Origin of the sequence: Leifsonia shinshuensis (assembly GCF_031456835.1) — a bacterium.
In the GTDB taxonomy this organism is placed as follows: domain Bacteria; phylum Actinomycetota; class Actinomycetes; order Actinomycetales; family Microbacteriaceae; genus Leifsonia; species Leifsonia shinshuensis_C.
The window spans coordinates 3383891-3407923 of record NZ_JAVDVK010000001.1 but is presented as its reverse complement, the minus strand read 5'-3'; the positions used below and the strand labels follow the sequence as shown (position 1 = coordinate 3407923).

24 protein-coding genes are annotated in these 24033 nt (G+C 69.6%); 11 read left to right on the top strand and 13 right to left on the bottom strand.

Annotated elements, in window-relative coordinates:
- Window positions 1-127: 127 nt before the first annotated feature.
- The 5 genes from J2W45_RS16685 to chvE all read right to left on the bottom strand — a co-directional run bounded on the left by J2W45_RS16685 (window position 128) and on the right by chvE (window position 6704).
- On the bottom strand, window positions 128-1780 hold the full coding sequence (locus tag J2W45_RS16685) for a thiamine pyrophosphate-binding protein (RefSeq protein WP_310134114.1): 1653 nt from the start codon (window positions 1778-1780) through the stop codon (window positions 128-130).
- A gap of 162 nt (window positions 1781-1942) precedes the next feature.
- Complete coding sequence (locus J2W45_RS16680; protein WP_310134111.1) at window positions 1943-2722, bottom strand: isocitrate lyase/PEP mutase family protein; 780 nt, start codon at window positions 2720-2722, stop codon at window positions 1943-1945.
- 68 nt (window positions 2723-2790) lie between these two features.
- Window positions 2791-3966, bottom strand: coding sequence for a multiple monosaccharide ABC transporter permease (mmsB, locus tag J2W45_RS16675; protein WP_310134108.1), 1176 nt, complete (start codon window positions 3964-3966; stop codon window positions 2791-2793).
- Window positions 3963-5507, bottom strand: a complete 1545-nt coding sequence (gene mmsA / locus J2W45_RS16670; protein WP_310134106.1) for a multiple monosaccharide ABC transporter ATP-binding protein — start codon at window positions 5505-5507, stop codon at window positions 3963-3965. The genes mmsB and mmsA overlap by 4 nt, the downstream gene beginning before the upstream one ends.
- Window positions 5508-5579: 72 nt before the next feature.
- Entirely contained in the window at window positions 5580-6704 is a 1125-nt protein-coding gene (gene chvE / locus J2W45_RS16665) for a multiple monosaccharide ABC transporter substrate-binding protein (RefSeq protein WP_310134104.1), read from the bottom strand.
- 312 nt (window positions 6705-7016) lie between these two features.
- On the opposite strand from chvE, the gene J2W45_RS16660 reads away from it, so the two are divergent.
- Window positions 7017-8045: a LacI family DNA-binding transcriptional regulator gene (locus J2W45_RS16660; protein ID WP_310134102.1), complete on the top strand. Its 1029-nt coding sequence runs from the start codon at window positions 7017-7019 to the stop codon at window positions 8043-8045.
- Window positions 8046-8202: 157 nt separating this feature from the next.
- On the top strand, window positions 8203-8496 hold the full coding sequence (locus tag J2W45_RS16655; protein ID WP_310134100.1) for a hypothetical protein: 294 nt from the start codon (window positions 8203-8205) through the stop codon (window positions 8494-8496).
- Here J2W45_RS16655 and J2W45_RS16650 read toward each other — a convergent pair.
- On the bottom strand, window positions 8430-10112 hold the full coding sequence (locus tag J2W45_RS16650; protein WP_310134097.1) for an amidohydrolase: 1683 nt from the start codon (window positions 10110-10112) through the stop codon (window positions 8430-8432). The two genes, J2W45_RS16655 and J2W45_RS16650, sit on opposite strands and share 67 nt — an antisense overlap.
- Entirely contained in the window at window positions 10109-11575 is a 1467-nt protein-coding gene (locus J2W45_RS16645; RefSeq protein ID WP_310134094.1) for a purine-cytosine permease family protein, read from the bottom strand. The genes J2W45_RS16650 and J2W45_RS16645 overlap by 4 nt, the downstream gene beginning before the upstream one ends.
- Window positions 11576-11659: 84 nt before the next feature.
- Here J2W45_RS16645 and J2W45_RS16640 point away from each other — a divergent pair, with 84 nt between their 5' ends.
- From J2W45_RS16640 to J2W45_RS16630, 3 genes are all read left to right on the top strand, one after another.
- A complete protein-coding gene (locus J2W45_RS16640; protein WP_310134092.1) occupies window positions 11660-12301 on the top strand; it encodes a TetR/AcrR family transcriptional regulator in 642 nt (213 codons plus the stop codon).
- Between the two features lie 102 nt (window positions 12302-12403).
- Window positions 12404-12607: a cold-shock protein gene (locus tag J2W45_RS16635; protein ID WP_310134090.1), complete on the top strand. Its 204-nt coding sequence runs from the start codon at window positions 12404-12406 to the stop codon at window positions 12605-12607.
- Between the two features lie 66 nt (window positions 12608-12673).
- On the top strand, window positions 12674-14638 hold the full coding sequence (locus tag J2W45_RS16630; protein ID WP_310134088.1) for a potassium transporter Kup: 1965 nt from the start codon (window positions 12674-12676) through the stop codon (window positions 14636-14638).
- Between the two features lie 21 nt (window positions 14639-14659).
- Here the strand turns inward: J2W45_RS16630 and J2W45_RS16625 are convergent, their stop codons facing one another.
- From J2W45_RS16625 to J2W45_RS16610, 4 genes are all read right to left on the bottom strand, one after another.
- Window positions 14660-15280 (bottom strand): nucleotidyltransferase domain-containing protein, encoded by a 621-nt coding sequence (locus tag J2W45_RS16625; RefSeq protein ID WP_310134087.1) that lies wholly within the window; start codon window positions 15278-15280, stop codon window positions 14660-14662.
- Between the two features lie 59 nt (window positions 15281-15339).
- On the bottom strand, window positions 15340-15744 hold the full coding sequence (locus tag J2W45_RS16620) for a GNAT family N-acetyltransferase (RefSeq protein WP_310134085.1): 405 nt from the start codon (window positions 15742-15744) through the stop codon (window positions 15340-15342).
- Between the two features lie 101 nt (window positions 15745-15845).
- Complete coding sequence (locus J2W45_RS16615) at window positions 15846-16184, bottom strand: hypothetical protein (RefSeq protein WP_310134082.1); 339 nt, start codon at window positions 16182-16184, stop codon at window positions 15846-15848.
- A 20-nt stretch (window positions 16185-16204) separates the two neighbouring features.
- The gene (locus J2W45_RS16610) at window positions 16205-17572 is read right to left on the bottom strand and encodes a flavin monoamine oxidase family protein (protein ID WP_396427124.1); all 1368 of its coding nucleotides are present in this window, start codon (window positions 17570-17572) and stop codon (window positions 16205-16207) included.
- Window positions 17573-17755: 183 nt separating this feature from the next.
- Here J2W45_RS16610 and J2W45_RS16605 point away from each other — a divergent pair, with 183 nt between their 5' ends.
- Window positions 17756-19171: an APC family permease gene (locus tag J2W45_RS16605; RefSeq protein ID WP_310134077.1), complete on the top strand. Its 1416-nt coding sequence runs from the start codon at window positions 17756-17758 to the stop codon at window positions 19169-19171.
- Here J2W45_RS16605 and J2W45_RS16600 read toward each other — a convergent pair.
- Together J2W45_RS16600 and J2W45_RS16595 are read right to left on the bottom strand one after the other, a co-directional pair.
- Window positions 19134-19853, bottom strand: coding sequence for a YoaK family protein (locus J2W45_RS16600; RefSeq protein WP_310134076.1), 720 nt, complete (start codon window positions 19851-19853; stop codon window positions 19134-19136). The two genes, J2W45_RS16605 and J2W45_RS16600, sit on opposite strands and share 38 nt — an antisense overlap.
- Before the next feature lie 78 nt (window positions 19854-19931).
- Window positions 19932-20366 carry a hypothetical protein gene (locus J2W45_RS16595; protein WP_310134074.1) on the bottom strand — a complete coding sequence of 145 codons (435 nt, stop codon included), beginning with the start codon at window positions 20364-20366 and terminating at the stop codon, window positions 19932-19934.
- A 406-nt stretch (window positions 20367-20772) separates the two neighbouring features.
- Between J2W45_RS16595 and J2W45_RS16590 the strand changes: the two genes are divergently transcribed.
- From J2W45_RS16590 to J2W45_RS16570, 5 genes are all read left to right on the top strand, one after another.
- Window positions 20773-21156 (top strand): DUF7882 family protein, encoded by a 384-nt coding sequence (locus J2W45_RS16590; RefSeq protein WP_310134073.1) that lies wholly within the window; start codon window positions 20773-20775, stop codon window positions 21154-21156.
- Window positions 21157-21748: 592 nt separating this feature from the next.
- Window positions 21749-21955 carry a cold-shock protein gene (locus tag J2W45_RS16585; RefSeq protein ID WP_310134070.1) on the top strand — a complete coding sequence of 69 codons (207 nt, stop codon included), beginning with the start codon at window positions 21749-21751 and terminating at the stop codon, window positions 21953-21955.
- Between the two features lie 134 nt (window positions 21956-22089).
- Window positions 22090-23184 carry a fatty acid desaturase family protein gene (locus tag J2W45_RS16580; protein WP_310134067.1) on the top strand — a complete coding sequence of 365 codons (1095 nt, stop codon included), beginning with the start codon at window positions 22090-22092 and terminating at the stop codon, window positions 23182-23184.
- Window positions 23181-23327 carry a hypothetical protein gene (locus J2W45_RS16575; protein ID WP_310134066.1) on the top strand — a complete coding sequence of 49 codons (147 nt, stop codon included), beginning with the start codon at window positions 23181-23183 and terminating at the stop codon, window positions 23325-23327. The genes J2W45_RS16580 and J2W45_RS16575 overlap by 4 nt, the downstream gene beginning before the upstream one ends.
- A 290-nt stretch (window positions 23328-23617) precedes the next feature.
- Entirely contained in the window at window positions 23618-24025 is a 408-nt protein-coding gene (locus J2W45_RS16570; RefSeq protein ID WP_310134063.1) for a hypothetical protein, read from the top strand.
- Window positions 24026-24033 lie beyond the last annotated feature (8 nt).

Here is a 24033-nt window from a genome sequence, read left to right as displayed (position 1 = left end):
CCCCGCGCTCCGCGCCCATCCCATCCCCCGTCGAGTACACGAATAGTGCACGCGAAACGCCGTGCGGGCGTGCACTTTTCGTGTACTCGACGGAGGGCGGAGGGGCCGGGGTGCGCAGGGCGCAGGGTCAGGAGTTCACGCGGATGATCTCGTGCTGGTAGGGGGCGATGACGTCGCCGGAGATGCGGAGGTCGAGGACGAGGAACGGGCGCTCGTCGGCGGGGCGCGCTGTCCAGTCGGCGAGAACGTCGAGGTCCTCGGGGGTGCGGATGACGACGCCCTCGGCGCCGACCGCACGGCCCAGCGCGGCGAAGTCGACCTCGGGGATCCGCATCGGCCCCTGCGCGAGCCCCTTCAGCCCGTACAGGTTCACCTCGGCGCCGTAGGCGGCGTCGTTCCAGACCACGGCCATCCCGCGTCCCCGTGCAACACGGACCGCCGACTCGAGGTCGGCGAGCGCCATCAGGCCGCCGCCGTCGCCGGTGGTCAGCACGATCGTCGACTCGGGATGCGCGAGCGCGGCGCCGGGGACGCTCGGCCAGCCGAGGCCGATCGACTGGTACGCCGTGCCGACCATGATCATCCGGTCGGGCGAGGCGACCGGCCAGTACATGTTGGCCCACCCGATGAAGTGCCCGCCGTCGGAGACGACCACCCGGTCCTCGGGCAGCAGCTCACCGATCCGCGCGGCGGCCGTGCGCGGGTCGAGCCGGCCGTCGGCGGCGAGCCCGTCGCCGCGCGGGTGCGCCCGATGCGCGGCCGGATCGACAGATTCGCGCCAGCCGGACGGTGACGCACCGGTCTCCGTCAGGCGCTCGGCCATGGCCTCCGCGACCAGGCGCGCGTCGCCGCGCAGGTACGAGCCGACGTGGGGATGCGTCGCCGCCGGACGGGTGTCGACCTGGATGATGCGCGTGCCCGGCGCGAACAGCTCGCCGAACCGCATCGTGAACTGGTTGAGGGACGCGCCGAACACCACGGCCACGTCGGCCGAGCGGATCAGCTCCATGGCCCCCTCGGCGCCGAAGCCGCCGGTGACACCGAGGTCGTAGCGGTCGTCCGGGAATACGCCGCGGCCGAGGGCGGTGGATGCGGTGAGCGCGCCGGTCGCGTCGGCGAGCGCACCGAGGGCCCGGCCGGCCCCCGAGATCCACGCGCCCCGGCCGGCGAGGAGCAGCGGACGCTCGGCGGCGGCGAGCGCGTCGGCGGCCGCCTCGATCCCCGCACGGGAGAAGGGGTCGACCGGCGCCTGCGGGGCGGGGACCACCGGCTCGGGCGCCTCCGGCACCGGCCCGGCGTCGCGGGTCGCGACGTCGTACGGGATCGCGATCACGGTCGGAACGCGATAGGTCAGCGCGTGCTCCACGGCGATGGCCGCGGTTGCCGCGGCATCCGCCCGTCCCACCGTGTAGGTGCGTGCGCCGACCGCGGCGGCCAGCGCGATCTGGTCGACGTCCCAGGGCCGAGGCCCGGACGTCGGCTCATCCCCGACGACGAGGATGAGCGGGATGTGCGCCTGCACCGCCTCCGCGAGCGCGGTGAGCGTGTTGGTGAAGCCGGCGCCGTAGGTGGCCGTGGCGGCGGCGAGCCGGCCGGATGCGCGGAAGTACGCGTCGGCGGCGACCACTGCCCCGGCCTCGTGCCGCATGGCGCAGTACTCGCCGCCGCGCTGGCGCTCGAGCGCGTCGAGGAAGTGGGCGTTCCCGTTCCCCATCACACCGAACACGTGGTCGATGTGGCGGGCGAGGGTGGCGGCGACGTGGGCGGAGACGGAGGGCATGGCGAAGCCTTTCGAGACGAACGGAGCTGAACGATTCCGTATGTGTCTCGCCGTCGCGGCCCCGCGGGCGGCTTCGTGCCCATTTTTCGAGCACCGGCGATCGACGCCGCCGGACGTTCTCAGTGTATAGAGGGGTGGCGGCGCGAGGTAGCGGCCCGGCCCTCAGTGGGCGGCTCGCTCCAGACGGGCGAACTCGAGCAGCCGTTCCTGCGAGTCGGCGTAGGACGTCGCGCCCGGCATCGGCCGTCCCTCGCGTGCCGCGACCGCCACCTCCACCGCCGCGTCGACGGCGACCCGGTACGGCAGCGACCCGGTGCTGACCCGGCGCACGCCGAGCCCTCCCAGCTCCGCCACGGTCATCCCCGGCACCACCAGCACGTTGAGCGGCAGCGGGCTGGATGCCGCCAGCTGCGAGATCGTCGCGGGATCGGCGGCCCCCGGCACGAACACGCCGTCGGCACCGGCTTCGGCGTACGCTGCCGCCCGCGCGGCAACCGCGTCGACGGTGTCGTCCTCGTGGAACCAGTACGAGTCGACGCGGGCGTTGACGAAGACGTCGGGCGCGGCCGCCTTGATGGCCGCGATCTTGGCCGCGGGGAAGGCCGGGTCGACCAGCCGTCCTCCCCGGGAGTCCTCGAGGTTCACCCCGGCGACGCCGAGCCCGGCCACCAGATCCGCGACCTCCGCCGGGTCGTCGCTGAACCCGTCCTCGATGTCGGCCGTCACGTACACCGGCAGGACGGCGAGGCGCCGGACCAGGGCTACCGTCGCCTCCCGGCTCGCCCCCTCGGCGTCGGGATGCCCGGTCGCCGCGTTCACGCCGAAGCTCGTCGTGCCGATCGCCGGGAACCCGGCGGCCGCGAAGCCGAGCGCCGAGCCGATGTCCCACGCGTTGGGGAGCAGTAGCGGTTCGTCGCCGTGGTGCAGGTCGTGGAACGTCATTGCGGTCCCTTCCACCGGAAGGGTAGCGCCGGCCGGGGCGCGGAGGCAGCCCCGGCCGGCGCGGAGGGTCAGGCCCCGACCGAGCGGCGCTTGTTGTACACGTCGAAGGCCACCGCGGCGAGCAGCACGAGGCCCTTGATCAGCAGCTGGTAGTCGCTGTCGATGCCGAGGATCGACATGCCGTTGTTCAGCACACCGATGATCAGACCACCGATGATCGCGCCGGTGACCGTGCCGATGCCGCCGGTCACGGCCGCGCCTCCGATGAAGACGGCCGAGATCGCATCCAGCTCGAAGCCGGTTCCGGCGCTCGGGCTCGCCAGGTTGAGGCCGGCGGTGAACACGAGGCCGGCGACCGCGGAGAGCACGCCCATGTTGACGAACAGCAGGAACGTGACGCGCTTGGTCTTCACACCCGAGAGCGCGGCCGCGGCGAGGTTGCCGCCGATGGCGTAGATGTGACGGCCGAACACCGAGCGGTTCATGATCGCCGAGTAGCCGACCACCAGCACCGCCAGGATGATCAGCACGATCGGGGTGCCGTTGTAGCTGGCGAGCAGGACGGTCATCACGAGCACCAGTGCCACCAGGAACACCAGCTTGACGACGAACCACCACAGCGGCTCGTCCTCGAGGTCGTACTTGCGGCGCACCGCCCGCTGCCGGATCGACGAGGCCAGGATGGCGATGCTCGCGAGCACGCCGAGGATCATCGTCAGCGGCTCGTACCCGGTCGTGCCGAACGCGGGCAGGAAGCCCGAGCCGATCGCCCGGAACTCCTTCGGGAAGAACGAGATCTGCTGGTTGCCGAGCGCGATCTGCGCGGCCCCGCGGAACGCGAGCATGCCGGCCAGCGTGACGATGAACGCGGGGATGCCGAAATACGCGATCCAGAACCCCTGCCAGGCGCCGACGAGCGCGCCGAGCACGAGGCAGAACACGATGGCGAGCGGCCACGGCAGGTGCCAGTTCGAGATGAAGACGCCGGCCATGGCTCCGATGAACGCCACCACACTGCCGACGGAGAGGTCGATGTGGCCCGCGATGATCACCATCACCATGCCGATCGCCAGGATCAGGATGTAGCTGTTCTGCACGATCAGGTTCGAGACGTTGATCGGCGCCAGCGTGATGCCGCCCGTCGCGATCTGGAAGAACACGACGATGGCGATCAGGGTGATGAACAGACCGATCTGGCGCAGCTGCCCGGTCAGGTAGTTCAGGGCTTTGGTGAGCGGTTTCATGCGGTGTTCTTCTCGCGTTCCTGGGTCATGAATTGCATGAGGTATTCGGCGGTGGCCTTCTCGCGCGGGACGTCCGCGGTGATGCGACCCTCGCTGAGGGTGTAGATGCGGTCGCAGATGCCGAGCAGCTCCGGCAGCTCGGAGGAGATGACGATGATGCCCTTCCCCTGGTCGGCGAGCCGGTCGATGATCGTGTAGATCTCGTACTTGGCTCCGACGTCGATGCCGCGCGTGGGCTCGTCGAGGATGAGCACCTCCGGGTCGGAGTACATCCACTTCGACAGCACGACCTTCTGCTGGTTGCCGCCGGAGAGCTTGCCGGTGACCGTCAGGACGTTCGGCGTCTTGATGTTCATCGATTTCCGGTACTCCTCGGCGACCAGCGACTCGCGCTGCTCGTTGACGAACTTGAACCAGTTCACGAGCTTGTCGAGGGCCGCGATGGAGATGTTGCGCTGGATGTTGTCGATCAGGTTCAGCCCGAAGTGCTTGCGGTCCTCGGTCGAGTACGCGATGCCGTTGGCGATGGCCTTGGACACCGTGCTCACCGAGATCGGCTTGCCGCGCTTGTAGACCTGTCCGCTGATCCCGACGCCGTAGCTGCGGCCGAAGATGCTCATGGCGAGCTCGGTGCGCCCGGCCCCCATCAGCCCTGCGATGCCGACGATCTCGCCGGCGCGGACGTGGAAGCTGACATCGTCGACGACCGTGCGGTTGCGGTCGAGCGGGTGGTGGACGGTCCAGTTCTCGACACGGAGCAGCTCCTCGCCGATGTGGGGCACGTGGTCCGGGAAGCGGCTGGCCACGTCGCGGCCGACCATCCCCTTGATGATGCGCTCCTCGCTGGTGCCCTCCTTGCCCATCTCCAGCGTCTCGATCGTGCGGCCGTCGCGGATGATGGTCACCCGGTCCGCGATCGCTTTGATCTCGTTGAGCTTGTGACTGATGATGATCGACGTGATGCCGTGCTGCTGCAGCTGACGGATCAGCTCGAGCAGGTGCGCGGAGTCGTCGTCGTTGAGGGCGGCGGTGGGCTCGTCGAGGATGAGGATCTTGACCTCTTTCGAGAGCGCCTTGGCGATCTCGACGAGTTGCTGCTTGCCGACCCCGATGTCCTTGATCTTGGTGATCGGGTTGTCGTGCAGCCCCACCCGGGCGAGCAGCTTCGCCGCCTCCAGGTTGGTCTCGTTCCAGTCGATGAACCCGTGCCGCTGCCGCTCGTTGCCGAGGTAGATGTTCTCGGCGATCGAGAGGTACGGCGACAGCGCCAGCTCCTGGTGGATGATGACGATCCCCGCCGCCTCCGAGTCGTTGATCGACCGGAACTCGACGGGCTCGCCGCGCATGACGATCTCGCCCTCGAACGTGCCGTGCGGGTACACGCCCGACAGCACCTTCATCAGCGTCGACTTGCCGGCGCCGTTCTCGCCGCAGATCGCGTGGACCGATCCCTCCTCGATGCTGATCGAGACGTCTTGCAGCGCCTTGACCCCCGGGAAGGACTTCGAGATGTTCCGCATCTCGAGAATCGTGTTGGCCATGGTCTCCCTTGCTCGCATGGAGGTCCGGGCGGGCCGCCTGAAGCGCGCGCCCGCCCGGACCGTCGGCCCGGCCTACTTGAGGTCGGATTCCTTGTAGTAGCCGCTGTCGACCAGGATCTTCTGGTAGTTGTCCTTGGTCACGACGACCGGCTGGAACAGGTAGCTCGGGACGACCTTGACCTTGTTGTCGTAGCTCTTGGTGTCGTTCACCTCGGGCTTCTTGCCGGAGAGCAGGTCGTTCGCCATCTTCGCGGCCTCGTTCGCCAGCTGGCGGGTGTCCTTGTAGATGGTCGAGTACTGGGTGCCCGCGATGATCTGCTTCACGCTGGCGACCTCGGCGTCCTGGCCCGTGATGATCGGGAGCTTCTTGCCGCCCGACCCGTAGCCCGCACCCTCGAGCGCGCTCAGGATGCCGTCGGAGAGACCGTCGTACGGCGAGAGGACGCCCTGCACCGCGGCGCCGGTCGAGTACGACTTGGCGACGAGGTCCTGCATGCGGGCCTTGGCGGTCGCCGGGTCCCAGCGCAGGATGGCGACCTGGTTGAAGTTGGTCTGGCCGCTCTTGACGACCAGGGTGCCGTCCGAGATGTACGGCTTCAGCGTGTCCATCGCGCCGTTGTAGAAGAACGTCGCGTTGTTGTCGTCCGGGCTGCCCGCGAAGACCTCGATGTTGAACGGGCCCTTCTGGCCGGTCGGCTTGCCGTCGGCGTCGAGCACTCCGAGGCCGGTGAGCAGCGACTTCGCCTGGTAGACGCCGACCTTGTAGTTGTCGAAGGAGACGTAGTAGTCGACGTTCTTGTCACCGGTGAGGAGGCGGTCGTACGAGATCACCTTGATGCCGGCCTTGGCCGCGGCGTCCAGCTGGTCGGTGAGCGACCCTCCGTCGATGGAGGCGATGATCAGCACCTTCGCGCCCTTGGTGATCATCGTGTTGACCTGCTGCACCTGGGTCGGGATGTCGTTGTTGGCGTACTCGAGGTCGACCTTGTAGCCGTTCTTCTCGAGGTCCGACTTGACCGCGTTGCCGTCGGCGATCCAGCGCTCGGACACCTTGGTCGGCATGGCGACGCCCACGAGCGCGCCCTTGTTGTCCTCCGTGCCGGATCCGCTGCCGCCTCCGCGGCCTCCGGAGCAGGCGGCGAGTGCGACCGCGACGCCGAGTGCGGCGGCGGCGAGTGCGACTTTCCTGAACTTCACTGTGATTCCCTTCGAGCGGTGAGGCGACCGGCGCGCCCAGTGCGCCCCGGTTCGCCGGGCTCGGAACTGTCACGCCTCCGGCGATCAGCGTTCGACGGGGTCATGCGGCGGCCGTCGCTCCCGTGCGATCCGGCTGCTGTCATTGCGACTCCCTCGTCGTATGCTGGTGCCCGAGCCGATATATGTGACCGGTCCCAGAACGGGTTAGACGCTATGACCGGAAGCCGTCGGCAGTCAAGTGCTTCGCAGAAAAATATGATGAGCACGTTCCCGGGTGGCAGTGCTGCCGCCCCCGACGACGAGACAGGATCCATGGACAGACGCGGACCCGACGAGCAGCGCGCCCTCTCCATCCGGGACATCGCCCGGCTGGCCGGTGTGTCGCGGCAGACGGTGTCGCGCGTCCTCAACGGCGAGCGCTACATCAAGCCGTCCACCGAGGCGCAGGTGCGCAAGGTGATCGAGGAGAACTCGTGGCGCCCGAACAGCGCCGCCCGGGCGCTCGCCACCTCCCGGTCCAAGACCATCGGCCTGCTCGTCTCCGCCCGGTCGCACTACGGCCCGTTCACCGCGGCCACGGCGATCGACGAGGCCGCCCGTGCGCGTGGGTACGCCATCCTGTCGGCGACGCTGGCACGGGAGGACGACGCCACGATCTCGGAGGCGCTCGACGCCTTCGCGGCCCAGGGTGTCGACGGCGTCGTGGTGATCGCCCCGCAGCAGCGGGCGCACGAGGCGCTGCAGCGCGTCGCCGTGCGCATCCCGTTCGTGAGCCTGCACTGGAAGGACGCGGGCGAGGGTCGTGTCGCCGCCTTCGACCAGGTCGCGGGCGCCCGTCTCGCCACCCGGCACCTGATCGAGCTCGGCCACACGCGCATCCGCCATCTCGCCGGGCCGCAGGACTGGAACGAGGCGGAGGACCGCATGAACGGCTTCCTCGCCGAGCTCGACGAGCACGATCTGGCGGTGACCGCCCCGGTCCTCGGTGACTGGTCCGCCGACCTGGGGTACGAGGTCGGGCTCCGGATCCTAAACCACCCGGACTTCACGGCGATCTTCGCCTCCAACGACCAGATGGCCCTGGGTCTCATGCACGCCGCCGCCCAGCTCGGGCTGTCCGTGCCGCACGACATGAGCATCGTCGGGTTCGACGACATCCCGGAGGCCAAGCACTTCGCTCCCCCGCTGACCACCATCCGTCAGGACTTCGGCCTGCTCGGGGCGCAGGCGATCGACGTGCTGCTCGCCCAGATCGAGGGCGACGAGTCCCCGGGGGCGACGGAGTACGCGGTGCCGGAACTCGTGGTGCGGCAGAGCACCGCGCCGCCGAGCCGCCCGTGAGGCGAGCGGACCCGGGCAAGCGCCCGCACGCCGCGAGGCCGGGCTGCGACGGATGCGATATAACGGTCACGCCCGTCCCGATGGCGATCCCGGACCCGACACCGGCGCCGCCGACCGAGGGACGCGGCGCCCGCGCTACCCGTCCCGAGGGCATCCCATGAGCGAAGAGACCTGGCGCGCCGCGTTCGTGCACCCCCAGCACCCGTGGCGCGACTTCCAACGCACGCTGCCGGTCTGCGGCGAGGTGCCGCCTGCCGCCATCCGCCGGCCCGGCTCCCTGGCCGGCATGCCGGCGTTCGACGTCTACCTGCTGAGCGACTCGTCGCCGTGGCCGGCGGCCTCCACGTACACCTACACGCAGTCGGTGCTGGGAGACCTGCGCGATCACCGTCCGCCGGAGTTCTCCATCGACCTCGAGGACGACGCCGTCGTCTCCGGCTCCGCCGAGTAGGTCGTCCGGCCCGCGAGGATCGTCTCGACCACCCGCGCCTCCAGGAGGGAGGACGGCGGCCCCGCGAACACGTCCGCATCCAGCACGACCAGGTCGGCGGCCTGGCCGGCAGCGATGCGCCCCCGCCAGTCGCCGTCGCCCACCGATGCGGCCGCATCCCGGGTGGCGTGCGCGATCGCCCGGTCGAGGGGCAGAGCGTGCTGCGGCTGCGCGGCCGGGATGGACGGAACCAGCGCCGAGGCGCGGGTCGACGCGACGTACATGTTGGCGAGCGCCAGGTGCGGCGCCGTCGGGGAGTCGGTCGAGAAGGCGAGGAGAGCGCCGGCGTCCTCGTACTCCGGCCACGGGAAGGCGCGCTCCACCCGCTCGTCGCCGAGCATCGCGACCCAGTTGTCGAAGATGGCCGGGTCGGCGTGGACGGGCTGCATCGACGCGGTGACGCCGAGGCGCGCCATCCGCTCGGCCGTCCCGGGCGCCGCGTACTCCAGGTGCTCGATACGGTGCCGTCGCGGGCGGTCGCCGTTCTGAGCGACGGCCGCCTCGATCGCGTCGAGGGCGATCCCGCTCGCGAAGTCGCCGATCGCGTGCATGGCGATCTGCAGCCCCGCGGCGTCGGCCGCCGCGACCACCGGCGCGAGCCGCTCCAGCGGCCAGATCGGGTCGGCGTTGGAACCATCCGCGTACGGCTGGCGCATCGCCGCGGTGCACGCGTCGATCACGCCGTCGAGGATGAGCTTGATGCCGACGACCCGCAGCCACGGGGTCCCGGGCTCCGCGGCCAGGCGGGCGGCGTGCTCCACCTGCGCGAGGTTGGCCGCGTCGTCGCCCGTGTTGGTCACCAGCCAGTGGGCCGCGACGCGGACCGGCAGCTCGCCGCCCCGGCGCTCCTGCGCCCGCCGGAGCGCCGCCAGCCCGAACTCGTCGAGGGCCATGTCGACGGCGCCCGTGACACCGGTCGCGACGTAGGCCGCGAGGGTGCGCTCCACGTCCGCGTCACGGTCCGCGTCGGTGGCGGAGGCGTCCCGCTGGGCCCAGGCGTACTGCGTCGCGGCCGTCTCCAGCAGCAGACCGGTCGCCTCGCCCTCGGCGTCGCGCACGATCTCACCGCCGATCGGGTCGGGGGTGTCGCTCGTGATGCCCAGCTCGGCGAGCGCGGCGGTGTTGACCCAGCAGGAGTGGTAGTCGTTCGCATCCAGGTAGACCGGGATGTCGTCGATCACCGCGTCGATCATGGCCGCGGTCGGCGCGCCGCCCGGGACGGCGTCGAACAGCCAGCCGCGCCCGCGGAGCTCGCGCGCCTCCGGGTCCGCGGCGCGGGCCTCCAGGAGGGACTGCCGGATGTCGTCCAGGCTCCGCGCGTCCGTCAGGTACACCTGGCCCAGCGCCGACCCCATCATCAGCAGGTGGGTGTGCGCGTCCGTGAACCCCGGAAGCACCAGGCGGCCGCCGAGGTCCACGACGCGGTCGGCCGCCGGCTCCTCGTCGCCGTCCCGGCCCACCCACGAGATCGTCGCGCCGGTCACCGCGAACGCGTCGGCCCAGGTCGATGCGGGGTCCGGTTCCGCGGTGAAGACGCGGCCGTTCCGGAACAGGGTGGTGGTCTCGGGGTCGGTCACAGCCGTCCCTCCTTTCCTGCGACGGGAGCGCTCAGCGCAGCGTCGCCGTCGAATGCGGGGATGCGGTTGAGCAGTGCGTACGCGAGGGCGGCCACGGCCATCCCGAGCGGCACCGAGAGGTCGATGAAGCCCAGCGCCTGCGCGATCGGGCCCGCCCAGACATCGGTCGAGAGGCACAGCGCCGTGATGAGGCCGCCCAGCAGCAGCGCCGTGATGCCCGGGATGCTCCACCCGCCGGTGTACCAGAACCGCCCGCCGCGCCGATCGTCGAACAGGTCGACGCCGTCGTAGACGTTGCGCCGCCGCACGACGTCGACGACGTAGATCGCCATCGCCGGGCCGGACACGATCACGAGGAACTGCAGCAGCAGGTTCGCCGCCTCCAGCAGGCTCGACGACAGCACCAGGTAGATCGTCAGCGCGGTGCCCACCAGCCCGACGATGATCGCGGCCGGGATTCGGCGCAGCCGGAACCCGATGGCCTGCAGCGCCATGCTCGACGAGTAGGTGGTCATGGCGTTGAGCGCGATCGTGTTCACGATGACGCCGACCACCAGGAGCGGCCCCATCCACACCGGCAGCAGGTCGAACAGCGCACGATCGATGCCCGCGTCGAAGGCGGACGCCTTGAGCCCGGTGGCCAGGAGCACTCCGACGATGGTGAAGACGATGAACGGCACCGCTCCCCCGAGCGCGGTCGCCGCCGCGATGTGCGTCGGCTTCGTGGAGCGCGGCAGGTAGCGCGCGATGTCCGGGCTGTTGATGAACGACAGCGGCGTGGACGCGAGGATCGTGAAGCCGATCGAGACCGCCGACCAGAGCCCGGCCCCGGAGAGCGGCTCCTGCGGATGGTAGCCCCAGTCGACCGTCGGCAGGACGAACGCGGCGACCAGCACGAAGATGACGAACAGCACGATGGCCATCGCCGGGTAGATCCGCAGGATCAGCCCGTGCCCGAAGATCGCCACGAGGATCGTGACGGCCGACACCACGATGGTGACGCCGATCGGGACCCAGACCGGGTCGTCCAGGCCGACCCGGCGCAGCAGGTCCGCGCCCATGAAACTGGAGGCGAGCCAGGTGAGCGACAGGAACACCGCGCCGATGAACCAGCCGACGAACGCCACGAACAGCTTGTTGCCGACGATCCCGTACATCGCGCGCGTGATGACCGACCCCGAGGTGCCCGCCGCCGGCCCGCTCGCGGCGATCGCACCCGGGAACACCCAGAGCAGGGAGGCTGCCAGGATGACGGCGACCGCCTGCCAGATCTCGAGGCCCAGCAGGATCAGGGTCGCGCCGATGGTGAAGTTCAGGATGCTGACGCCGGGAGCAGCCCAGACGAAGAAGAGGTCGCGGGCGCGGCCGTGACGCTCGGCGTCGCCGATGACCTCGATCCCCCGGGTCTCCGGCTGGGTGGAGGCGTCGACGAACTGTTCGGTGCCGGTCCGCGCTTCGGACATGGGTTCCTCTCTCGCCAACGGCTTCCTTGCTGTTGGTCATGTGCCCAATAGGGTGTTGGTCAGACATTCAATAGCATGGGGACCATGGAGTCAAGCGCGCCGCCTCCCCGCACCCGGAAGCAGCCGGAGGAGCGCCGCGAGGAGATCCTCGCGGCGGCGGCCGCGATCGCCCTCGACGAGGGGCTGGAGCGGATCACCCTGCGCGCGGTCGCCACCCGCCTCGGCGTCCGCCCCGGCCTGATCTCGCACTACTTCCCGGCGGCCGAAGACCTCGTCGACGAGGCGTTCGCGCGCGCCGCGACCATCGAGCGGGAGCGCTTCTTCCCCACCGAGGGCGATGCGACCCACCGGCTGGCGCACTTCGTCGAGCACATCCGCAGCGGGGCGTCCCTGCCGCTCGCGCGGCTCTGGCTCAACGCCCGGCACCTCTCCCGGTTCACCCCGTCCCTCGACGAGACCCTGGTCGAGCAGGACGCCCTCGACCGCTCCCGGCTGCGCGCCATCATCGAGGACGGCATCCGGACAGGCGAGTTCGCGCCGGTGGATGCGGAGGCCGCGAGCATCCGCATCCTCATCGCCGTCGACGGAGGGGGCTCCTACGTCAACAGCACCGGCGACCTCACGCACCCGGCGCATGTCCGCTTCGTGTCCGACGTGGCCGAGTGGACCCTGGGGCTGGAGCCCGGGACGCTGCAGCGGGCGGTCGCCCGCCGAACGCGGGGATGACGCGGTTCGACATGGAACGCGCGCGCGGGGCGCGCGCGTGTACGATGAGAGCGTCCGGCGCCTGAAAGAGCTTCTGCATCGGGCGTGAAAGGAAGAAGAACGATGGCACAAGGCACCGTCAAATGGTTCAACTCGGAGAAGGGGTACGGCTTCATCGCCCCGGATGACGGCAGCGCCGACGTCTTCGCTCACTACAGCGAGATCGCCGCTCAGGGCTTCCGCAACCTCGAAGAGAACCAGAAGGTCGAGTACGACCTGGCCCAGGGCCCCAAAGGTCCGCAGGCCGCCAACATCCGCCCGCTCTGACGGTTCCGGTGCCCGGCTCTCCGGCCGGGCCCGCGTCCGTCGCGTCTCCGGGGTACGGTGACGCACGTGGGTGATGTGCGTGTAGGTCCGAGAAAGGCCGCCGCCGCGGGCGGTGGCCACGGGACCGGTCATGGGACCGGCCGCGGGCAGAAGGTCGTCTTCGGTGCCGCCCTGGCCGCGCTCGGCGTGGTCTTCGGTGACATCGGCACCAGTCCGCTGTACGCACTCAAGACGGTGTTCCTCCTCGACGGAGGCGCCGTGCGTCCCGTGCAGGACGACGTCTTCGGCGTGATCTCGCTGATGTTCTGGAGCATCACGATCATCGTGTCGATCAAGTACCTCGGCATCCTGATGCGCGCGGACAACGACGGCGAAGGCGGCGTCATGGCCCTGGCCGCGCTCGCGCAGCGCCTCTACGCCGGCAAGGCGAAGAAGGCGGGCATCCTGCTCGTGGTCGGCATCGTCGGCGTCTCGCTGTTCTACGGCGACTCGATCATCACTCCCGCGATCAGCGTCCTCTCCGCGGTCGAAGGTCTGCACGTCACCCTTCCCGCGGTCTCGCACATGGTGATCCCCATCGCCGCGGTCATCCTCATCGCGCTCTTCGTGGTGCAGCGCTACGGCACCGGACGCGTCGGCGTGCTCTTCGGCCCCGTCATGGTGCTGTGGTTCGCCGTGCTGGCCGCCGCCGGGCTCGCCATGGTGATCCAGTACCCCGCCGTGCTGCTCGGGCTCTCGCCGACGTACGCCATCGGCTTCATCGTCGCGCACCCGACGATCTCGTTCATCGCGCTGGGCGCGGTGGTGCTGGTGATCACCGGCGCCGAGGCGCTCTACGCCGACATGGGGCACTTCGGCCGCTCCCCCATCCGTCGCGCCTGGTTCTTCCTGGTCTTCCCTGCGCTGACGATCAACTACCTCGGCCAGGCGGCGCTGATCCTTCACAATCCGGCCGCACGCGCCAATCCCTTCTTCCTCCTCATCCCGGAGTGGGGTCGACTCCCCGTGGTGGTGCTCGCGACGGCCGCCACGGTCATCGCCAGCCAGGCCGTCATCTCCGGCGCCTTCTCGCTCACACGCCAGGCGGTGCAGCTGGGACTGCTCCCGCCGCTGACGATCCGGCAGACCTCCAAGCGCGAGGGCGGTCAGATCTATCTCCCGGCGATCAACACCCTGCTGTTCATCGGGGTCATGGCGATCATGCTCGCCTTCGGCTCCTCCGACCGGCTGTCCACGGCGTACGGCATCTCGGTCACCGGCGCGCTCGTCGTCGACACCGCTCTGCTGCTCCTCGTCGCGCGCCCGCTGTGGAACTGGGCGCCGTGGAAGATCATCCTCGCCGCGGTCGCGTTCGGCGGGCTGGAGCTGGCCTTCCTCGCCGGCAACCTCTCCAAGATCGTCAACGGCGGCTGGGTGCCGCTGCTGATCGCGGCCGCGGTCATCCTGGTGATGACGACGTGGCGCCGCGGACGGCAGCTCGTGCAGCAGGACCGGAAGCGCAAGGAGGGGTCGCTCGCCGACTTCATCGAGGAGGTGCGCAAGCAGAACCTCCCCCGCGTCCCGGGCATCGCGATCTTCCCGCACCCGAACAAGGACACGACCCCGCTCGCTCTCCGCGCCAACGTGAAGCACAACCACATCCTTCACGAGCACGTGATCATCGTGTCGATCTCGACCGCGCAGGTGCCGCACGTCCCGCCCGCGGAGGCCTTCGCCTACGACGACCTCGGCTACGCCGACGACGGCATCGAGCACCTCAGCATCCGCTTCGGCTTCTCGGACAAGCCGGACATCCCCCGCGCCCTCCGTGCCGCCTGCCGTGCGGGAGCCCTGCCCCTGGATGCGGCCAACTTCAAGCAGGCGTCCTACTTCATCTCGCGCGGCGCCATCCGCACGACGCGCAGGAACAGCATGGTGCCGTGGCGCCGGTCGCTGTTCGTCGGCCTGGCGCACAACGCCGCCGACCCGGCCGCACGCTTCGGCCTGCCGGCCCTCCGCACGGTCACGATGGGCAGCGACGTCGAGATCTGACGCCGGGCCCACCTAGCAGCCCTACCGCTGATCGAGGCGGTCGATCCACGGGTGGTCGGGATGCGCGGTGCGGAGCGCATCGCCCAGCCAGCGGAGATCGGCCGCAGCGAGCACGGGAAGACAGCGCTCGAAGTCCTCCTCGTCCTTCGCTCGCACATTCCCGGCCTTCAGGAGCAGTTGCACCTCCGGCCGGAGATAGGTCACACCCCGGTGCGCCCACAGGCACTCGTCGAGCGGCCGTGCGATGCGGACGTCACGCTTGTACATCCACGTGGCACCTTCGACGGATTCCAGCATCACGTCGTATTCCCAGGGGTCTGCCCCACTCGCCCGCAACCACAGGTTGCCGACCGATTCGGGCAGTCGCAGCTCGGATCCGCGGAAGACGGGCGTCAGACTTCCCGCCGCCGCCCAGACATCCAGCCCGGGCGAGACGAAGTCGACGAACTCCGCAGCCGACCCCCGGGGTATCCCGATGTCGAGGTCACCGTGCTCGCGATCCGAGCCCACGAAGGCATCGATCGCCCAGCCCCCGGCGACCCACCACCGCCCGCTGTAGCCCGCGAACCGGGCCGTCGCATCGCTCGGCGTGCGGCGCACCCAGGGACCGTAGAGGCGAACGACCTCGTGATGATCGAGCACGCTGACATCGTAGGGGCGGGCGGCAGCCGTGCGGGCTCACCCCCGGCCATCCGGCGGCTTTAGTCAGTCGGCGACCGGACCATCCGGATCTCGCGGACGCCGTCCTCGGTCTTGACCGTCCCGTCGGCCCGGAATCCGTGTTTGCGGTAGAAAGCCTGTGCCCGAGGATTCGGGTCCGCCACCCACAGGAACGCCGATTGCGACGGATCGACCACGGCGTCCAGCAGCGCGGCTCCCGCTCCTGTGCCGTGAACCGCCGCGAAGGTGTACAGGACGAACAGCTGCCTCGCCCCGCCTGCGTCAGGGTCGCGCGCCGGCCCGGACATCGCCAGGCCCACCAGGTCGCCCGACCGCACTGCGACCGCCGTGGTGTGGGCGGAGAATCGAGGATCGGAGAGCACCGTAGTCCAGAAGTGGCGCCGCCGCTGTACGAACTCCGGGTCGTCCAAGATGGAGTCGGGCATCAACCCTCGATACGTCTCGCGCCAGGTCTCGACGTGGACCGTCGCCATCCGCTCGACATCCCCGAGACGGGCCGGCCTGACTGTGATCTGCGGACTCATGCTCACCAGCCGTGGGTGTTGAACCACTCGCGGGCGTGCGCCCGTTCGTCGTCGGTCTCGTCGGGGTCGGACGTATCGTGCTCGACCAGGCCGCCGTCCGCGTCCAGCGGGACGAATCGGAGGCACTGCGGGCAGAGCGCCCGCCCGCCTGGGAAGCCGTCGTCGAGTGTCGCCGCCGGTGCGCCCGGCTCGCCGGAGCCGGGGCAGTGCAGCGGGTCCGCGCCGGCGTCCGACCACATCGCGCCCTGACGGCGGTGCAGCCCGGGGTGACCGAGCGGGCGGGTGCAGCGGACGCCGTTGCGGCGGCTGGTGCAGGAGCGCACGGGATCCGGAGCGGGCATGCTCCGAATCTATCCCGCGGTCAGGCCGGGACCACCGCCGCGAGGATCGCCGCCGCCGTCTCGCGACCCACCCGGATCGCACCGTCGACGTGCTGGTAGCCCTTGCCCGCCATGTCGCTGCAGGAGAAGTGGATGGGTCCGACCGGCTTGCGCAGGTCGGCGCCGTACCGGGCGAGGCCGCCCATGTCGAAGCTCGCGGCGTACGCGCCGCGCGTCCACTCCTCGCTGCCCCAGTCGCTCTCGTAGTACACGACCGGGTTCAGCGCCTGCTCGCCGTAGTAGTGCGACAGCGACTCGAGGATGCGCTGCTTGCGCTCCTCGGGGCTCAGCTCGAAGACGCCGTCGGCGTTCTCGTCCGAGACGAAGCCGACGAGCGTGCCACGCGGATCGCCGTCGTAGCTGTTGTCGTACGCCTCGTGCACCAGCTCGTAGGGGCTGAAGGCGGTGCCGCTGTAGCCGAGGTCGCGCCAGAACGGCGTCTCGTACACGGCGTGCACCTTGATGACGAAGCCCATCGACAGGTGCTGGTGAAGCTGCTGCTGGCGGCGCGGCAGCGGCGGCTCGTACGAGATACGGCTGATGAGTACCGGCGGGACGGCCAGGATGGCGAACCGCGCGTGCACCTCGACGCCGTCGGCGATCGCGGTCACGCCGTTCTCGTCCCAGCGGAGCGTGCGGACCGGCGCGTTCAGGTGCACGTCGTCGCCCAGCCGCTCGGCCAGGAGCAGCGGCACCTGCTGCAGCCCGCCCTTGACCCGCTTGTCGAGGATGAAGTCGGCGTCGACCAGGTTCGAGAAGCTGCCCGCGCTTGCCGCCATCAGCAACGCCTGCAGCGCCGAGAACGCGTGCGCCGGCTTCGTGAGCATCGCGCCGGCGATGAACATGCCGATGTTCTTGCGCGCCTCCTCGTCGTCGGTCTGCGTCTCCAGCCACCGGCGGAACGAGATCTCGTCCAGCTCCTTGGCGCGCGGGTGCGCCCACGGGCGCTCCGGGTCGATCTCGGCGACCAGCGCATCCAACCGGTCGATGAGGGCGACGATCTCCTTCTCGGTGGACTGCGCGACCGGGAAGATGTCGCCCTCGAAGGTGCGGCGCTCGCCGTTCTCACCGAGGTAGATGTTGATCCCGTCGCGGTACCGGGAGTACGTCTCGAGCCCCAGGTCGGCCAGCGTCTCGATCAGCGCATCCTGATCCGGGGAGACCCACTGGCCGCCGATCTCGAGGGTCGCGCCGTCGATGTCGTCGGTCCACAGTCGTCCGCCGACGCGGTCGCGGGCCTCCAGGACGGCGACCGTGAGGCCCGCCTTGGTCAGTTCCGTGGCGGCCGTCAGGCCAGAGGCGCCCGCGCCGATGACGACGACGTCGCGTTCGATGCTGCTCATGGGTATCAGCTCCGTGGAGGTTGGGGTGAACGAAGGGCACACTACCGGAATCGTCTGCGAAATGGGAGTTTCGCGACTGGATTGTTAGTGAAATCCCCGTTTCACCCCTGTGATCCGTTGCGCTGGATTCGGATTTCGCACTTCGCCGGGTTTAGGATGGCGCGATCCCGATAGAGCGAAGGAGCTCGCGTGTCCACCACCCCCGCATCCACCTCCCTGCGGCGATCCACGTCCCTGCGGCGATCGCTGGGCCTCTGGGCGATCGTCGGACTTGGCCTCGGCTACATGACACCCATGACGGTCTTCGACACATTCGGAATCGTCACGGGCGAGACGAACGGGGTCGTCCCGTCCGCGTACCTGGTCGCCCTCGTCGCGATGGTCTTCACCGCGATCAGCTACGGACGCATGACGCGGGTGTTCCCCTCGGCGGGTTCGGCCTACACGTACGCGTCGGAGACCATCCACCCGAACGTCGGCTTCCTCGTCGGCTGGTCGTCGCTGCTCGACTACCTGCTGCTGCCCCTGGTGAACGCCCTCATCGTGCGGCTGTATCTGGAGTCGTTCTTCCCCGCGGTGCCGGGGTGGATCTGGGTGGTCGGCTACGTGGCCGTCATCACCGCGATGAACCTGTTCAGCATGTCGTCGACCTCGCGCGTGAACGGCATCCTGGTCGTGTTCCAGATCGTGCTGATCGCCGTGTTCGTGGTGCTCACGTGGACCGCACTCAACGCCGGCGCGGGCAACGGCACGCCGTTCAGCCTGACGCCGCTGCTCCACTCGGGTGTGCACCTGGGCGCGGTCATCGGCGGCGCGACGGTCGTCTGCTTCTCGTTCATCGGCTTCGACGCCATCACCATGTACACCGAGGAGGCGAAGGACACCCGCACGGTGCCGCGCGCGATCGTGCTCGCGCTGCTGATCGGCGGTGCGATCTTCTTCGTCGCCGCCTGGTTCGCGCAGTCGCGGTTCCCGACCCTCGCCGGCTTCCACTTCACCGACGACACCCTCCCCGAGATCGCTCTGAAGACCGGCGGATTGCTGTTCCAGATCCTGTTCATCTCCGCCGCGGTGGCCGCGGCGGTCGCCTCCAGCCTCGCCTCGCACGCCAGCGTCTCGCGGATGATCTACGTGATGGCGCGGAACGGCAACGGCCGCGTCTCGCGGACGCTCTCCTACATCCACCCGCGGTTCCGGACGCCCGCCACGGCCGTGGTGCTGGTCGGCGCGGTCTCCCTGCTGGCCGCAGCCTTCACGCTCGAATTCGTCTCGTCGATGATCAACTTCGGCGCGCTCATCGCGTTCACCGTCGTCAACGCGACGGTCATCATCCACTTCGCCCTGCGGCGGAAGGAACGCCGCGGAGCCCGCCAGATCGTGCGCAACATCGTGCTCCCGGGCGTCGGGATGCTGTTGACCGGCGTGCTCTGGGCCAACCTGCACCTGGACGCACTGACCTACGGCATCGTCTGGCTGGGCATCGGCATCATCACGCTGCTCGTCGTGACCCGGGCGTTCCGCAAGCCGCTGGGCGTGAAGCTGGACGAGGACGGCGACGCCGCGATCATCACACGCGAGGGCGCGCCGTCCGACGCTGTTCGCTGAGCTCCCGCGACTCGTGCGCGGCAACGTGGCCGAGCACGGCCGCGCCCGCGCTGATCACCGCGGCGAGCCCCAGCGGCACCGCGATGTGGATGCGCAGCAGCGCCGCGCCGACCAGCGCACCGAGCGCGATCAGCGCGACCGCACCGGCGCGGCGCGCCCACGGCTGACCGGACCCGCCGGCGAGCCGGGAATCGGCGGCGAGTCCGGTCAGGGTGGACGTCACGACGACGGTGGTCACGTCCTTCACGGCGAGGTGACGCGCGACGGCGGCCTGGAAGCCCATGGTGGCGGCCAGCAGCGTGGTGATCGCGAGCTCCCAGGGCGCAGGCGGTACGCCGCCCGTGACCACGGTCGTCAGCGTGAGGGCGGCCAGAGCGACCGCGACCGCGGTGAACGACCAGCTCGTGCGGGTGTTCCAGCCGGTGGACTCCCGCCGCAGCGTCCGGCCGCCGATCGCCGCCCCGGCCATGAACGCGAACAGTGCGATGAGCGGTCCCACCCAGGGCAGCCCCTCGGCGCCCGCGAGGGCCATGCCGAGCACGACCACGTTGCCCGTCATGTTGCCGGCGAACACCTTGTCGAGCCCCAGGTACCCGACCGCATCGACGATCCCCGTCGAGAAGGTGAGCGCGAGCATGAGCATCAGCGTCAGGTCCCGCCGCCGTCCGGTTTGCGCGTTCATCGTGTCTCCTCACCGGGCGTCCCGCCCCTACCAGGTTCGCATCCGGCGGCGGGAACCCCCGAATCGGGCGCCCGCCGCCTACCAGGTACGGCGGGGATCGTCGCCGATCAACTGCCGCAGCGTGCTGCGCGCGACCGCCAGTGGCGGATAGTCCGGATGGAGGCTGGCGAGCAACGACAGCATGCCGTTGAGCCGGTGCTTCAGCGCGACGTCGAGCAAGTTGTCGTGATGCGCGACCCGGTTCCGGAGGCGGCGCAGGCGGTCGAGTTGATCTCCGATGGCAACGCGGCTGTCGTCACCGGATGGAGCGTGGGGGAACGCGTGCGACACCGCCGCGGCCCAGAGGAACTGCTGCCGTGAGGGAGACTCGGTCGGCGACAGGGGCCGGACGATCTTGACCCAGGTGCCGAACATCAGCTGAGCGACGACGTCACTCGCCGCATTCCATTCCGCGAGCCGCTCGTCGATCGCGTTGCGGACCGCGATCTCGACGAAGGAGAGCTGCGCGTGCAAGGCGCCCGATACGTGACTCGCCCACAGATAAAGGTCGGTCGCACGGCGAGGATCTCCCCCTGCTGCGGAGAGATACGTCGCCAGTCTCGCCCTTCCGGCCAGCCGGTGCAGCGGCGGTTGACGAGGCGGCGTGCGGGCCTGTAGCGTGCTCTCGAGCGCCGGGCTTGGACTGGCGTGCATATCTCAGAAACCCCTCGCGCAGCGGGGGGTTTCTTGCATGATCGGCCGGTCGGCGTGACCCCGCCACGATGGTCAATCCTCCCCGGGGAGAAATCGCAGTGTCAAAGAATGCGCCCCCTATGAAGGCATTGTTGGGAGCCCCATCCGTACCTCCTGGCAATCGGCCCGGCCGGGTCGCGCGGTGTCGGTGGGCGCGGCCAGACTAGTGGAACACCCTCCGGTTGATGTGAAGGCTCGTTCGGCAGCGACTGCTTCGCCACCATCCGGACCGATCCAGGAGGGCACCACTATCGGCTTCCTCAGTTACGAGAACCACGAGTTCGAGATCGACGACCGTACGCTCGCGCACCTGCACGTCGTCATCGTCAACAAGCTCCGGCACGGGCAGAGCTTCGCCATGTCCTGGAGGGACAGGAGCTCCGCCGGCGGCGGGCGGACCAGCATCTGGATCCACCCGGCCAGCAGCCTGCGCTTCCACTTCGACGGGTCCCGCACACCCGCGCTCAACCGGGAGTGGCTCGCCCTCCTCGCGGAGTCGGCCGGCAGCTCCCGCGGTCTCGTCGTCGAGACCGAACAGCAGTCGTTCGCGACCGAACCGGCGCCCGCCTGAGAGACTTCCGGGTGCACGGACGGCAATCCCGTGTAGTCTGGGGGCGGTTCGCGCGTTCGAGTGTCCTCGTCCGCCGGATCTGATCATGCGTTTCTGATCGTGTGACGAGATGGTCCCGCATCAGAACCGGTTTCCCATCCGGGTGTCGCGTGCGGGGCCGTCTTCTCACATCGATGTGCCGGCCCGAACGACACGCTCACCCCTTCTCATCACCACGATCCCCGTCCTCCCGCGTACCGACCGGGAGCAGCGATCGTCCGCCCCGACCGGGGCGAAAGGACTCACCATCATCACCGACTCGCGGCCCCAGGCCGCACTGGTCTGGCGCCGAGCTGACGACACCGTCTGGGTCGCCACGGCCGACGACGAATACGCCGGCGTCGCCCTCCTCGAAGAGGGTGCGTTCCGCGTCCTCGACGGCCGTTCGCTCAACCTCGGCACAGCACCCACGATCGCCGGAGCCCAGGCTCTGCTGCGACACCCCACGACCGACCGCCGCACACTCCGCGGCGGCCCACGACGTCCACGCCCGATCGGGCGCGGCGAGCGGAGCCGATCATCCGGCTCCCACAACATGAAAAAGGAAAAAACGATGGCTCAAGGCACCGTCAAATGGTTCAACTCGGAAAAGGGCTTCGGCTTCATCGCCCCGGATGACGGCAGCGCCGACGTCTTCGCCCACTACAGCGAGATCGCCTCCACCGGCGGCTTCCGCAACCTCGACGAGAACCAGAAGGTCGAGTATGACGTGGCCCAGGGACCCAAGGGTCCCCAGGCTGCGAACATCCGCCCTCTCTGATGGCCGCGGTGCCCGGCCGGAAACGGTCGGGCACCTCGCCGCCAACACCCAGCAAGCGAGCATACGCTTGCATCATCTCGGGCGTTTTGCCCATACCTCGGCTGTGAAGTCGGCTCGACACAGCGGAGGAATACATGACCACTGCCACCCTCGGTCCCGTGCGACGCACGCAAGCGCGAACGGGAGACCGACCCTCTGTCACCAGCACCTACAACGAGCTGCTCGGCCGCGTCCGCGCCGAGGGTCTGCTCGAGCGTCGCCGCGGTTTCTACATCACGGTGTTCGCGCTGCTCGTGGCAGGGCTCATCGGCGCCGGCGTCGGGTTCGTCCTCCTGGGCGACTCCTGGTTCCAGCTGCTGATCGCCGCGGTCTTCGGCCTGCTCTTCACCCAGCTCGCCTTCCTCGGCCACGAGGCCTCGCACCGCCAGGTCTTCTCCTCCGGCCCGACCAACGATCGGGCGGGACGCTTCATCGTCACCTGGCTGGTCGGCATGAGCTACCAGTGGTGGATGACGAAGCACACGCGCCACCACGCCAATCCGAACACGGTCGGCAAAGACCCCGACATCGCGTTCGACACCATCTCCTTCGTCGAGGAGGACGCCGCACGGCAGCGCGGCCTGATGGCCGCCATCACCCGGCGCCAGGGCTACCTCTTCTTCCCCCTCCTCCTGCTGGAGGGCGTCAACCTCCACATCACGTCCGTGCGATCGCTCCTGGCCCGTGGGCCGGTCGAGCGTCGCACCGGTGAGCTGGTCGCGATCGCGGTCCGCCTGAGCGTGTATGTGGGCATCGTCTTCCTGATGCTCCCGCTGGGCATGGCGTTCGCCTTCCTCGGCGTGCAGCTCGCCGTCTTCGGCCTCTACATGGGCGCGTCGTTCGCCCCCAACCACAAGGGCATGCCGATCCTCCCCGCGGGGACCCGGGTCGACTTCCTGAACAAGCAGGTCCTCACCTCGCGCAACATCCGCGGCGGCTGGTCGATGAGCGCCCTCATGGGCGGCCTCAACCACCAGGTCGAGCACCACCTGTTCCCGAGCATGCCGCGTCCGCACCTGGCCCGCGCCCGCGTCCTCGTGCGCGAGCACTGCGCCGCGCACGACATCCCGTACACCGAGACCGGCCTCGTGAACTCGTACCGCATCGTCGTCCGGTACCTCAACCGCGTCGGCCTCGCCGCGCGGGATCCCTTCGACTGCCCGGCGGCGCAGCAGTTCCGGCGAGCGTGAACGTCCCCGTCTACGCGGTCGTACTCCCGGACGACTTGACCCCGGAGGTCGTCGGCGTGTTCTTCGAACTCGCCGACGCCGAGGCCGCGGCCGAGGAGGCGGATGGGCCGGCGGTCGTCGACCGCTCGGTCCTGCACGCCTGACCCGTCCGCCAGGGATCAGAATTTCCCCTGTTTTGACCCCCGTATGGGTGTCCGCACTTTCGCGGACACGGTCCTATGCTGGGGACAACCCGCTGGAACCCGAAACTCCGGCGGGCGTTGTGCCACCTCGTCACCCCGCAGGGGGCGACGCACCTTACCCGTATATTGGTTGCGTTCGGTGGCGCGTTGGGGGGAACCGTGCCCGCGCGCGCGGACGCCGTGTGGAAAGTACCCGAACTTCCATGTTGCGAAAGCTCAGTCCTGTCATTTCCGGCCAGCTACTCACCGCTTTGAACGATGTTCCGGCGGGCGGCTGGATCGCCATCACCTCTCGCGCGCTGCCGCCGCAGCCGCGCCTCGTCCAGACCAGCGCCTCGCTCGAGGTCATGGCCGAGGCCCTGTTCGAGTCCGTCCCGGTCAGCGACCGCACCGCCACCCCGCTCGTGGGCTGGCTGGCGGACGCCGACGACGAGGACGCCCTCGACGCGTTCTTCACCGTGCAGGGTTCGGCGCGCGACGCCGAGCGCCGTGCGCTCGAGATGGGGCGGGTCGCCGACCTGCCCGACGACCCGTGGAGCGACGTCAGCGCGATCGTCGCCGTCGCCGCCCCCGTCGAGTTCGTCTTCTACGTGTGCGTCGGCCAGGGCGAGCACGTCGCGGCCCCGCTGTTCACGGCGGCGGCGCAGCTCGCCGCTTGACCGCTGCG

Bases quoted from the DNA above. Each gene is read 5' to 3' on its own strand.
- J2W45_RS16655 (WP_310134100.1), top strand. From the start codon at position 8,203: ATGAGCGAAGAGACCTGGCGCGCCGCGTTCGTGCACCCCCAGCACCCG.
- J2W45_RS16645 (WP_310134094.1), bottom strand. From the start codon at position 11,575: ATGTCCGAAGCGCGGACCGGCACCGAACAGTTCGTCGACGCCTCCACC.
- J2W45_RS16620 (WP_310134085.1), bottom strand. From the start codon at position 15,744: ATGCCCGACTCCATCTTGGACGACCCGGAGTTCGTACAGCGGCGGCGC.
- J2W45_RS16585 (WP_310134070.1), top strand. From the start codon at position 21,749: ATGGCTCAAGGCACCGTCAAATGGTTCAACTCGGAAAAGGGCTTCGGC.
- mmsA (WP_310134106.1), bottom strand. From the start codon at position 5,507: ATGGCCAACACGATTCTCGAGATGCGGAACATCTCGAAGTCCTTCCCG.
- J2W45_RS16660 (WP_310134102.1), top strand. From the start codon at position 7,017: ATGGACAGACGCGGACCCGACGAGCAGCGCGCCCTCTCCATCCGGGAC.
- J2W45_RS16685 (WP_310134114.1), bottom strand. From the start codon at position 1,780: ATGCCCTCCGTCTCCGCCCACGTCGCCGCCACCCTCGCCCGCCACATC.
- J2W45_RS16640 (WP_310134092.1), top strand. From the start codon at position 11,660: ATGGAGTCAAGCGCGCCGCCTCCCCGCACCCGGAAGCAGCCGGAGGAG.
- J2W45_RS16600 (WP_310134076.1), bottom strand. From the start codon at position 19,853: ATGAACGCGCAAACCGGACGGCGGCGGGACCTGACGCTGATGCTCATG.
- mmsB (WP_310134108.1), bottom strand. From the start codon at position 3,966: ATGAAACCGCTCACCAAAGCCCTGAACTACCTGACCGGGCAGCTGCGC.
- J2W45_RS16615 (WP_310134082.1), bottom strand. From the start codon at position 16,184: ATGCCCGCTCCGGATCCCGTGCGCTCCTGCACCAGCCGCCGCAACGGC.
- J2W45_RS16635 (WP_310134090.1), top strand. From the start codon at position 12,404: ATGGCACAAGGCACCGTCAAATGGTTCAACTCGGAGAAGGGGTACGGC.
- J2W45_RS16580 (WP_310134067.1), top strand. From the start codon at position 22,090: ATGACCACTGCCACCCTCGGTCCCGTGCGACGCACGCAAGCGCGAACG.
- J2W45_RS16680 (WP_310134111.1), bottom strand. From the start codon at position 2,722: ATGACGTTCCACGACCTGCACCACGGCGACGAACCGCTACTGCTCCCC.